At 43.5% G+C, this 11,283-nt stretch carries 10 protein-coding genes and 1 pseudogene; 3 read left to right on the forward strand and 8 right to left on the reverse strand.

The window, feature by feature from the left end; translation table 11 throughout:
* Positions 1 to 791: PEP-CTERM sorting domain-containing protein (locus H6S82_RS32670; RefSeq protein WP_199317868.1), on the forward strand; the 791-nt coding region annotated here is incomplete at its 5' end.
* A 338-nt stretch (positions 792 to 1,129) separates the two neighbouring features.
* Here the strand turns inward: H6S82_RS32670 and H6S82_RS06115 are convergent.
* The 4 genes from H6S82_RS06115 to H6S82_RS06130 all read right to left on the reverse strand — a co-directional run bounded on the left by H6S82_RS06115 (position 1,130) and on the right by H6S82_RS06130 (position 3,017).
* A complete protein-coding gene (locus tag H6S82_RS06115; protein ID WP_190463277.1) occupies positions 1,130 to 1,402 on the reverse strand; it encodes a cupin domain-containing protein in 273 nt (90 codons plus the stop codon).
* Positions 1,403 to 1,412: 10 nt separating this feature from the next.
* Positions 1,413 to 1,769: a Mo-dependent nitrogenase C-terminal domain-containing protein gene (locus H6S82_RS06120; RefSeq protein ID WP_199315164.1), complete on the reverse strand. Its 357-nt coding sequence runs from the start codon at positions 1,767 to 1,769 to the stop codon at positions 1,413 to 1,415.
* 288 nt (positions 1,770 to 2,057) lie between these two features.
* A complete protein-coding gene (locus H6S82_RS06125) occupies positions 2,058 to 2,345 on the reverse strand; it encodes a hypothetical protein (RefSeq protein ID WP_206756611.1) in 288 nt (95 codons plus the stop codon).
* A gap of 42 nt (positions 2,346 to 2,387) precedes the next feature.
* Positions 2,388 to 3,017: a class I SAM-dependent methyltransferase gene (locus tag H6S82_RS06130; protein ID WP_322111862.1), complete on the reverse strand. Its 630-nt coding sequence runs from the start codon at positions 3,015 to 3,017 to the stop codon at positions 2,388 to 2,390.
* A 298-nt stretch (positions 3,018 to 3,315) separates the two neighbouring features.
* Between H6S82_RS06130 and H6S82_RS06135 the strand changes: the two genes are divergently transcribed.
* Both H6S82_RS06135 and H6S82_RS06140 read left to right on the forward strand, forming a co-directional pair.
* Positions 3,316 to 5,166 carry an ABC transporter ATP-binding protein gene (locus H6S82_RS06135; RefSeq protein WP_190463273.1) on the forward strand — a complete coding sequence of 617 codons (1,851 nt, stop codon included), beginning with the start codon at positions 3,316 to 3,318 and terminating at the stop codon, positions 5,164 to 5,166.
* A gap of 1,077 nt (positions 5,167 to 6,243) precedes the next feature.
* On the forward strand, positions 6,244 to 6,492 hold the full coding sequence (locus H6S82_RS06140; RefSeq protein ID WP_190463271.1) for a zinc-dependent peptidase: 249 nt from the start codon (positions 6,244 to 6,246) through the stop codon (positions 6,490 to 6,492).
* Positions 6,493 to 6,659: 167 nt separating this feature from the next.
* Here H6S82_RS06140 and H6S82_RS06145 read toward each other — a convergent pair whose 3' ends face one another.
* The 4 genes and pseudogenes from H6S82_RS06145 to H6S82_RS06160 form a co-directional block, all read right to left on the reverse strand.
* Positions 6,660 to 7,103 (reverse strand): hypothetical protein, encoded by a 444-nt coding sequence (locus tag H6S82_RS06145; protein ID WP_190463269.1) that lies wholly within the window; start codon positions 7,101 to 7,103, stop codon positions 6,660 to 6,662.
* Positions 7,104 to 7,562: 459 nt separating this feature from the next.
* Positions 7,563 to 10,001: a VIT domain-containing protein gene (locus H6S82_RS06150; protein WP_190463267.1), complete on the reverse strand. Its 2,439-nt coding sequence runs from the start codon at positions 9,999 to 10,001 to the stop codon at positions 7,563 to 7,565.
* 138 nt (positions 10,002 to 10,139) lie between these two features.
* Complete coding sequence (locus tag H6S82_RS06155; RefSeq protein ID WP_242056838.1) at positions 10,140 to 10,691, reverse strand: dual specificity protein phosphatase family protein; 552 nt, start codon at positions 10,689 to 10,691, stop codon at positions 10,140 to 10,142.
* Positions 10,692 to 10,861: 170 nt separating this feature from the next.
* Positions 10,862 to 11,283: pseudogene (locus tag H6S82_RS06160) on the reverse strand (HEAT repeat domain-containing protein); the annotation flags it as partial.

An 11,283-nucleotide genomic window follows, 5' to 3' on the forward strand; every position in this document is an offset into this window, starting at 1 on the left:
GCTGGGCTGTATCTATTTTTCTGACCGGTCATGACCCAGACTTCCATGCTTATGTGGGTGGAAACATCCCAGGTGCGCGGAAAATCAATAATGTGGCGATCGACTATGTAATGGACCCAGCCTTCAACACATTTGTCGCCGGCGGAATTAACAAATTCCTGTTTGTGCAGTCTCAGATTACTCCCCCAGGAGGTCACGTCAACGGCGTCAATGGTATTATTGCCAGCGGTTACACCCTTGGTACTGACTTCGATCTCATTGATGCTAGTGGATTGAATGCAGCTTTAGACCAGCTGGGCACTACCTACAGCGCGATCGTCGTAGCTTCGGACTTCGGCGGTATCCTAACACAGGCAGAACTGGACATTTTGAATGCCCGGTCTGGTGACATCATAGACTTCCTTAACGATGGAGGAGGTTTGTATGCTATGGCAGAAGGCAACAACGGTGCTCATCTTACCCCAAATGGCGGCTGGTTTGGCTACCTACCTTTTATCACGACAAGTACCGCTTTGAATCAGTCAGAACAAGGTTTTACAGTTACACCTTTTGGAGCGAGTTTAGGTCTGACAAACAACGATATCAACGGAAACGCTTCTCACAACATCTTTAATGGAACTTTTGGGCTCAATATTGTGGATGTTGATGCCAACGGGAATATTATGTCCCTGGCAGGCAGAAATCTTCCCACACCCAACTCCGTTCCCGAACCTACTTCTGCCTTGGCTTTATTGGCGTTTGGCGCTACAGGCGGAGTACTGCTAAAGCGCAAACAGCAGCATAAAGCCTAAATTAACTGTAGAGAAGCGATCGCAAAGTAGACTGACAAACTGCTGCATCTTTTATCCAAAGAAATGGCTGTTTTTTTGTGCAATTAGTTCGGGTATTCTACAAGTTATTAAATTTTATGTCAATTTGGGTGTAAACCCGGATAAGTTGCCCAAGCTAGGTTAGCGGCTTACCGGATATCCGCGATGACGATCGCAACCTTAAATCCCGCGTTAGCCTTTCTGCAACAAATTCAACAACGTCAATCGCTTCTTTGAGGAATTCCGCAAATTTGTTGGATGGTAATCGTTAATTGTTCATTGCTATTAACCGCAAACCACGAACAATTAACCATTATCCATTAGCCAAACATATAATGCTTTCTGACATCTTTCTTGATGTTCCAAGTGCAAGACATTCCCGCTGGAAACGTCACCAAGTCGCCTTTTCCAACTTGCACCGACTGTCCGCCAAGGGGGGTTACAACCACATCGCCTTCCAGAAAATAACAAGTTTCCGCCTCGTCGTAAGTCCAGGGAAATTCCGATACTTCTTTAGTCCAAATCGGCCATTTCGATACTCCCAATCGGTTGAGATATTCTTGACTGGGTTGACGTTCAATTTTGATGTCCATTCTACTTCGCTCAGGAGTAAGACATTATATCAATACCACATCGATCGACTAAATAACAAAGGGCGCGAAAACGCAAACCTACTAATTGATCGTAAAGCGGATTGAGCTTGCACAAGGGTGGAATATGGGCGACCTTGCGACCGAAGAGTATGATATCGCGTTCAAACGGACACTGAGCGGGAATAACTTTGTAGAGCAGTTTAGCAAATTTGGCGTCCCGAACCTCGATTTGGTCAAGCCACTGACGCACAGGTTGCAGCAAATCGAATTGGGGTTCGATCAGTTTGGCAGCTTGCAGACTTTGTTGAGAACTGGTGCTTGCAGCAGGTAGAGTAACATCCCGATTGTCAGTCAGCATCATATTCATAATTTAAACTTGTTGTTTTACTTTTGGGTTAACAGTTTTGCTTATCGCTATTTCCACTATACAAAGGTAAAGCACTTATTAGGTAAAGGAATAAATAAAAAGTTTTAATGTTTTGGTGAAGTTGTGCTTAACAGTGATAAAGAGTTGAGTAGCGATCGCGCCTCAACCCCTTGATATAAAGAATGATTATCTGAAAATTAAGCGGTTTGCATATTAAACGACTTATGGCCAAATTAGTTCCCACTTATAAGGTATGGGATGGGAAAATTCTCTCCACAGACGATCGATCTAATCCTGCTGACAGCGTTCTAAATAGATTTTCGCCACGCGATCTCCTCTACTCTGGCCCAAACACGCTGCAAACAGTCGCGCTGCATCAGAAAACTTTCCTTCATCGTAAAGTGACAAAGCTTCCTTAAATATTTGCAGCCTAGCTAAATTACCCTCTTTGATTTCTGGCGGGTCAGCATCGAAAACTTCATGAACCGTGACCAATTGCGATTTACCCTTGACTTTTACAGTGTCGATCGTGCGGATTGCATAATCAGCCGGATTTATCAATCGCCAATAATACACAACTTTCGTATACAATCTGCGATTCTTTAGTGCGAGATTAGTTTATTTAGCAAAAATCGTCAACAGAACTGGCCCTAACAAATAGTAGTGACCCAAACAATTTAATCCTGCTTCTCTCCCTAACTCTTCCCGTGCCTTTGGACTATAAAATCGGATATTATTAGGCAAAAAAGCTCTATGCTCATATTCCGAATCGAGTTTTCTCCAAGTTGTTATATCTACTAGATAAAAGCGTCCTTGGGTATTTAATACCCGACTTACTTCTTGAAAAACTTGCTCGGGTACGGGGTAGTGGAGAAAACTCAGAGTATTAAAAACCGCATCAAATTCATTATCTGCAAAAGTAAGAGCAACGGCATTTCCTTTTATATAAATCAAACGAGGGCGATGACAATTTTTCATACGAGCAATATGTATCATTTGGGTGGATAAATCCAGCCCAATACCGCGTAAATCGGAAAAGTTAGCAGCTAAACGATTGAGTAGCTTTCCCGTACCGCAGCCAAGATCTAGAATGTGAGATTGTGGCGGTAAATTGATATATTCTAGTAGCCTAACGTGGATAGCTTGGTAAAAAACTGATGTAAAAAGCCAATCGTAGTTAGGTGCCCACAAATCAAAAAGTTGCTCTTTTTTATTCGGTATATTCTCGGTCATTTTGGGCTCTTTCATATTTATGGAGAAAGTGTTCGTTTATGTTACAGTGCGATGGTGGGTGACGGCACGGGAACTAAATTATTCGTTGAAAACGCTGAAATTATCGCCCGTGTCTAACCCACCCTACGATTAGATAAGTCTCTAGTATCACAACAAAAACAGGAGAGCCAGTTTTTTGTTTAAAGTATAGGTAAGAGCGACTTATACCCAGTCGCCTGTACTCTACCATAATACAAGCATTCATCACTATCTTAAAAGATAGCGAAAGCAATTATCCGAATATAGATGAGATAGCACAACCTATAGACGGCATATGAAAAACATGATTCGTCGTAAAAAAGCCAATGCTGCAAGACTAATTTGGCAACGCCTACGCCAATACCTGGGGCTATTCCAGTACAACGCTCGCGCTATAATCTTAGTCTGGAGTACAAACCGCATCCTCACAATCGTTCTTGCCATCCTCACCCTAATTGCTGGTTTGCTACCAGGGGCAGTAGCTTACATCGGCAAGTTAATTGTAGATGCAGTAGTCCATGCTTCTGGCGAAGCACAAACAAATTATCGCACCAATGCTTTAAGTTATGTTGGATTGGAGGCTCTCTTAGTTATCTTATTAACAGGCACGCAAAGAAGTCTCTCCCTCTGCCAATCTTTACTGCGAGTTCAATTAGGGCAAAAAGTTAACGTTCTCATCTTAGAAAAAGCGCTCACCCTCGACCTTCCCTACTTCGAGGATTCCGAATTTTATGACAAAATGAATACGGCGCGGCGCGAAGCATCAAGTCGTCCTTTGAGTTTAGTAAACCGAACTTTCAAGTTAGTTCAAGATGCTCTTTCCCTTGTCGCTTACGGCGGTTTGTTGCTGCAATTTTCAGTATGGGCAGTACCGGTACTCGCTTTTTCTGCCGTACCTGCCTTCGTTGCCGAAACTCGCTTTGCTTTGGAAGCATTTCGCCTGTTTCGGTGGCGTTCTCCGGAAAACAGACAGCAAAGTTATTTGGAAACTTTAATCGCTAGAGAAGACTACGCCAAAGAAGTTAAACTGTACCAGTTGGGACCAATGTTGCTACAACGCTATCGGGATATTTTTCAACGACTCTACGGCGAAGACCGGGATTTGACTGTACGCCGGGGATTTTGGGGTTTCTTGTTGGGATTGCTGAGTATAGCTGCTTTTTATCTTGCTTATGCTTGGATTGTACTAGAAGCGATCGCACATCGCATCACCCTTGGAGATATGACCATGTACTTGATGGTATTCCGTCAAGGACAGTCTACTTTTTCCTCCATTCTTACCTCCATCGGTGGGATGTACGAAGATAACTTGTATCTATCCAACTTATATGAATTTCTAGAACAAGAAATCCCCAAATCTAATGGTCAAGCTACCTTTGGTTTAATTCCCCACGATGGGGTTCGTTTCGAGGATGTATACTTCACTTATCCGGGAAAATCCCAACCAGCTTTAAAGGGTATTTCACTACACCTGAAACCAGGAGAAAAATTGGCCATAGTCGGTGAAAATGGCTCTGGAAAAACTACTTTAATTAAGCTTTTAACGAGATTGTACGTACCTTCTAGAGGACGCATTCTGCTGGATGGATTGGATTTGCAGTCATGGGACATATCGGTACTGCACCGACGCATGAGCGTCATTTTTCAGGATTTTGTTCGTTACCAATTTACAGTAGGAGAAAATGTCGGTGTTGGCGATGTGAAAAACTTAGAAGATTTAGAACGTTGGCAAATTGCTTCCGAAAAGAGTCAAGCTAAACCTTTTATCGAATCTATGCCTAATGGGTTTTTTACTCAGTTGGGGCGATGGTTTAAAGGAGGAACGGAACTTTCTGGCGGACAGTGGCAAAAAATAGCTCTCGCACGCGCATTTATGCGAACTGAAGCAGATATTTTGGTGTTGGACGAACCGACGGCAGCAATGGATGCGATGGCAGAAGCAGAGATTTTTGAACGCTTATCCCAACTTACTAAAAATCAAATGCTTGTGCTGATTTCCCACCGCTTTTCTACTGTGCGTATAGCCGATAAAATTGTGGTGCTGTCGGAAGGAACTATTCTAGAACAAGGGACTCACGCCGAATTGTTGAAGGCACAGGGACTTTACCAAAAGCTTTTTTCAATTCAGGCAGCGGGATATCAGTAGAATATCTGCTGATGACTCAAAAAAAGCGTATTCAAGCCTTACATTTCGAGGAGAATCATCAAAAAAGTTTTCCGAATTTAAAATCCCTTCCTTTTAAGGAAAAATCAATCCCAAATCCCAAATCGCTTAACACATATCATATCCGATAGCATCGGCTGCATAAAAAAATGTATTATTATCTGATTTCTTATCTGCGTTCATCTGCGTTCATCTGCCTACATCTGCGGTAAAAATTTAACCCCTAATTCCTACAGACAGATAATATGAGAGCATCAGCCTTAGACTACCGATGCCACCTGACACGATATCACTGATTTGTCAAACAATACTTATTGGGAGAAGAAGCCAGCCAATAGAAGGGGCAAAAGTATAAGGGCAGATATAATTAAAACAAGAGTTCCTGCATCTATCTTGAGGATATTATTTTTGGAATCGGGCATTTGCGCTTCTCTTGGAAAATAGGGATATCAAATCAGCCTAAATGATATTGGCTCGTTTTTGCAAGTCCGATCTGGGTTTTATTTCAATTCCTCGTTTTTTCCCTCTGCCCGCCTGCCCCTCTACAGTTTTAATGGTTCAGATTCCTAGAGGAATTGCCCGACAACTGAAAAGCCCTTGGGCGTCTGTCCGTGTTTCGACTCCAAGGGCTTTTCGTTTCAGTTCACTTTTCACTCCTCACAGCTATAATCATCCAGCCGATCGCAGAATTTGGCGATTCACCTTAAGACAGATTTTCAACTGTCCCAATACCAGATGCCACTTTCAATTTAGGGGTAAATGCAGTTGCTAAAAATCTAGCTAATCCTGCTCAATCTTCTTTATTATTATAGCTAGATACCAATAGTGAGAAAGTTTTGGCGAGAGTTGTTTTCACAAAGCCCTTCTTTTCGTATAATCAAAACATGAAGCTAGTTGAACGTCATATCATCACAAAAAAGCTTTTCACACTATAATCACAATATGAAGCTGGTTGAACGTCATATCATCACAAAAAACCATCCCCTCTGGTCAGAAATTGACCAAAAGGCTTTTTTGTCCAAAAATTTTTTGAGTAAGTTTCGTTGAGCGGTTCCTGTTTTGCAGCAAAACTCCGATTATCTCATTTGGGCTGAGGTGATGACAAAAGAATATCAGCGCCTTTGTAATGATGTTCAACTAGATAGAAAGACAGTAATCGATAGCTATGGCGCAACAAACCCCGCAGAATTTTTTGCCGTAGCGACAGAAACTTTCTTTGAAAAACCGCACCAATTGCAAAATCAGCATCCGGCACTTTATCAGCTACTGCAACGCTATTATCAACTCGCTCCTGTGCAATGGGACTAGGGCGTCGGGGTTAGGGAAGAGGGAAGAGGGAGAGGGAAGAGGGAGAGGGAAGAAGAGGAATTTTTGAATAATTGACTTTCCCTAACCCCTAACCCCTAATCCCTAACCCCTTTTTGACTTTTGACTTTTTGCTCCCCCACTCTCCCACTCCCCTTACAGTCTGTCAATTACCTTTTTTGGGCACAACCTTCCATCACTTGATTTCCTAAGATAAGAGTTGCATCGTAGGGGTAAACATTATCTGACATCCCATCACTACAAGCATTGACTTTCTTAATCACCAGTACGCCGCTAGGTTGACCGTTGAGTCGATAAACTCGTACTAAATCCGCAGGACGACCCATTGCTGCCAAAGGTGCGGTGTATGGGTATCGTCGATTTCTGACCTCTGGTGTTGAATAGACAATGCCACGACGATTAACGGTAACATTCCAAAATGGTTCAGTACCTCTGGCGATGAATTCTTGACTATTGGCAGTATTTTGAGCAATAAGGTTAGCGTCAGTGCTTGGTGAACTAGAGTTTTCCATCTTGCTAGCAAGCGATGCACTCATTCCCAAACCAACAGATACAAAACCAAGCACAATGGCCAATAAAGGGAAAGACTTCATATAAACTAATCTCCTGCTAGATTGTCGCTCTAATTTTTGCGGTACAAATAGGATCTACAACAGACGATCGACTATTTCTGCAAACCATGAAATGATGAGCGATTTAGCGATCGCTCAAGACCGCAGTTAGCAAGTTGTCCTCCCTACGATTGCGATCTCATAAATTCTGGGAAGTCTGTTGCTGCTAATTTGGCTGATGTTCCTTCCTTGCCGATTGTTCCCCGATAGACTATTCAGATCGTCTCCGACGGCATCCGTTACATAAAAACATCGCTTTCTTATCTGCGTTGCTTTCTTATCTGCGTTTATCTGCGTTTATCTGTCTTCATCTGCGGTAAAAATTTAACCCTTGATTCCCACAGGCAATTGTTCGTATCGCTAATGTACTACCGATGCAGCCAGACACGATATCAGTGCAAAAAAACCGGGAAAACCCCGGTTTCGATCGCATCGCCGCAATTACGGTTGAATTCGTAATGTCACAACAACGGTACTCGTAATACTTGGCATTGGTCGCCAAATCAGCAGCGCTCGACGAATTGCCTCAATTACGGTTTGTTCTTTCACAGAAGATGCTTGCTCATCCAAAACAACCTGTCTCACCCGTCCCTTACTCACCTGTAACTCAAAGACTAAATCGCCACTGACACCTGCCGCTAATTGAATCGATTCTAGATGTTGGGTGAGAAGTGCGATCGCACTGTTATCCAGTCCGGTGGCGCTGATAACCTGTAGGCGAGGGACAGAAGACATTCCAGGGGAACGACGCGCAGGAGGTATTCCAGGGCGTTGGGGATTAGGTGCTTGCAACTGTTCATCGTCTTCAAACATCAAGCCTGGATTTATCAGCGTGATATCGAACTCATCAGATGACTCCATTGCAGAAGCCGGACTGGAAGGAGACATAGGTGCTGGACGTACTGTAGCAGAATAGTTGACTTTTCGGCGTTGCAAAAACTCAGGTGGATCGGATGCAGCGCGAGCTATTGCGGGAGCAGAATTGTAAGCAACGTTGCCAAAAATACCTTCATAACTAACACCTTCCGGCATTTCCACAGGTACTTGCACAGAGACAGAAGCATCTGTTGGATCGACTCGCACATCATCACTGACTGCCACAAAAGCGGTATATTGCGATAACAATTGATAGGTAAGAGCAGTATCCGTCACCGCTTCCACACCTGCCTTTGTATCTCCGCTGACCATCCGATTCATCAAATCTTTGATGCGAGAACGTCCCCAAAGTTGTGCGATCGCAGGATTTCCCGTTTCTTGAAAGTTCAAATTAAAAGTTTGTTGATAGCGAGTACCACCCGCTGCAACTCCGGTAACGTGCAACTTGCCAGCACGACAATCCTGTTTGCGCCCGAACAAAACTAATGGTTGTTCTGCAAATAAATCTGGTGGTGTGGAAGGATAGATAGTTGGAGATTCACCATCGCCTTCCCATTGCAAGTTAATATTAGCGAGAACGGGATTGTTGATTTGCCGGAAGAATTTCTCGACTACTTCATCAGTCGGTTCATCGTGTCGAATAATTCGAGAAATACCCCGACCTATTTCGGCAATGCGGTTGAGCAAGAAACGATTCACGGAACTACCCGCACCAAAACTATAGAGGCGATTTCCAGATTTGAGATGTCGTTGTACTTCTGCCAAAATTTGATTTTCGTTACCGATATAACCGTCGGTCAACAACACAATACTCCGCAACCGTCCCGGATCTGTGACTGGGAAATTCAAAACGGCGCGAATACCGCGCAGCAATTCGGTTCCGCCACCTGCATTTAACTTGTTGATGTATTGAATTGCCAGCGATCGATTGTGCGGTGTATTGGCTAGAGGAACGGGGGAGAGTTGCTGAGTTGTATTGGCAAAATCAATGATGCTGAAGGTATCGTCTGGATTTAATTCGTTGATAAAGCGGCGCATCAATTCCTGACATTGCATTAGCGGCGCACCAGCTTGCGAGCCAGATGTGTCGATGAGAAAGACGACATCTTTACCAATCTTTTGATTCGGTTGATATGCAATTGCGGGAATTAAGTAAACTGCGAAGTGTCCGCCTTTTTCGTCAGCTTGGGTTAAGACGGTGGTTTGTGTGCGATCGCCTGTCACTTGATAGCGTAAAATTAAGTCTTTGTTGGAAATGGTATCTCCATCGGCCAGTTTTACTCGCACGATTTGTTCTTCATGAGTAACCTGGATTTGGTGAGATGGCGATCGCACATCCCGAATTGCCACACCCGCATCAATTTCGACATTTACATTAATATCGTGTCGGGAGCGAGTTCCTGATGGTAAAATGGGAGCATTCAAGCGCGAAGCATCCGGCACTAAATCGGTATCTTGATTTAAAGTCATCGGTGCAGCAGCAGAACCACCCCCAGTTGTATTTCCCTCAATTGTTGTGCCTGGAATGTAACGCGGGCCAACTACCATTGGAAACACAAATTCATAATTCCCCGCCTCGAATTTCAGGCTATCGGAATAGCGAATAATTACATCAATTTCTTCCCCAGGCTTGATGTTAGCAAGAGATTGAGTAAAAATGTTATCGCGTTCTTGTTCTAGGAGTCCGGCGGTGCGTCCTTGCTGTTTGGCTTGCTCGTAAATTTGTTGCGCTTCTTGACGTTTTTTGATGCTACCTTTGATAGTGCGATCGCCAATCCGAATCAGCATATCATCGACGGCTGCTTCATCGGGTAACGGGAAGATGTAGACGGCTTCCAGCGTTGTAGTGAAAGGATTTTCAAAGGTTTGGGTAACTTCCACCCGCGAGATATTTCCCGCAACTTTGGCTTGTACCTCTGTGTGTTTGAGAGGAAAGGCGATTTTTTGTCGATCGGGAGTTTCAACGTATAAGCCACCTGGTTGTTGTTCGATAGTCTGAGTCATAGGAGTAACCTCTTGATACGATTTGTCTTATGTCTCCAGCCTAACGGCGTTTATTGGGCAGAAATGCTCAGTTTTGTGTTCAGTAGATGCTCAGTCATTGGCTCAGCAGTATGGCGGTAGTTGCGATCGCGTTTTATCCTAATTTTTAGTATCCCGACAATCATTGAGCAGTGCGTTGAGTTCCGCCGCGACTTTCCAGGGATTTCGACCTTTCAGGGGAGCGACTATCGCTGCTTCATAGGGATTCCTCCCCGTTCGCCTCACTGCTGCGATCGCATCTTGGTTGGACAATCCTCGCCCACTCACTAACCAAGCTGCTAAAATGTGTCCTGTGCGTCCAATTCCACCAGAACAATGCACGACAACTTTCTCATTTTGTTGGTTTGCAAAAGCTAAAAAAGGTAAAATTTCCTCAATTAAGGTTTGACGATCGCTTAATTGAAAATCCTCAATAGGTGCCCAACAAACCCGATCTAAACCAAATACATTTCGATACGTTCCCAGCAAATCTGCATAGCGAGCTAGCTGAGTTTGAGGAAGCAAGCAGCAAACGCGCTCGATGTTTTGCTTCTGCATAAATTCAATCCAGCGATCGACCTGTATATTTCTGTATCCAGGTCTAGCAGCACCAAATACGATCGATTCGTCTTCTGAAGCGGCAGCAAACTTATACATTTTGTTTTGAGTCATTTAGCAAACTATTTTAAGATTTACACATTATTTATGTGAGAATTAATACTTTATTCATATTCAATTTTTCGCCCATTCTGTTCCTACACCATCCGCCAATGACCTACCAAATCAAGAGTGTAATCGAAACTGGAAATTATTATGTCGTCAAATAAATACTTGATTTGCTCTCATTTGGTTGTGAATTGAAGTTCTACTTCTTTTAATTGAGCAATAACCCGTTCAGCGTAATTTCGGTGAATAGGAAAAGACTGTGCAATTGCAGTCAGAATTTGACGAATCTGCGGCGCATCAAGAGCAAGGGTTAGAGGGACTTTTCGTTCTGCTAAGTCTCGTAGAATGTTAAGAATGATACCTACCAGATGCTCATCAGCATCTTCGAGTAATTTTAGCAGCTTAGTTAAATCATCGCGAACACCTAATCGATATCTGGCAACTAGGATTTCAGCTTTTGTAGCTAGGGACTCTTCTGATGATAAGTACACCTCAAGTTTGGGCAGAATCTCTTGTGTCCCTAAAAGCCCTATAGCGCAAGCTGAATAAGCTCGAACAGGCTCAATAGGATCGTCTAGGGCTAATTCAAGCTCTGCTA

The organism is Planktothrix sp. FACHB-1355 (assembly GCF_014748295.1).
GTDB classification, from domain to species: Bacteria; Cyanobacteriota; Cyanobacteriia; order Cyanobacteriales; family Aerosakkonemataceae; genus Aerosakkonema; species Aerosakkonema funiforme_A.

Coding starts and splice junctions, on each gene's coding strand:
- H6S82_RS06115 (WP_190463277.1), bottom strand. CDS start 1,402: ATGGACATCAAAATTGAACGTCAACCCAGTCAAGAATATCTCAACCGA.
- H6S82_RS06120 (WP_199315164.1), bottom strand. CDS start 1,769: ATGAATATGATGCTGACTGACAATCGGGATGTTACTCTACCTGCTGCA.
- H6S82_RS06130 (WP_322111862.1), bottom strand. CDS start 3,017: ATGAAAGAGCCCAAAATGACCGAGAATATACCGAATAAAAAAGAGCAA.
- H6S82_RS06135 (WP_190463273.1), top strand. CDS start 3,316: ATGAAAAACATGATTCGTCGTAAAAAAGCCAATGCTGCAAGACTAATT.
- H6S82_RS06145 (WP_190463269.1), bottom strand. CDS start 7,103: ATGAAGTCTTTCCCTTTATTGGCCATTGTGCTTGGTTTTGTATCTGTT.
- H6S82_RS06150 (WP_190463267.1), bottom strand. CDS start 10,001: ATGACTCAGACTATCGAACAACAACCAGGTGGCTTATACGTTGAAACT.
- H6S82_RS06155 (WP_242056838.1), bottom strand. CDS start 10,691: ATGACTCAAAACAAAATGTATAAGTTTGCTGCCGCTTCAGAAGACGAA.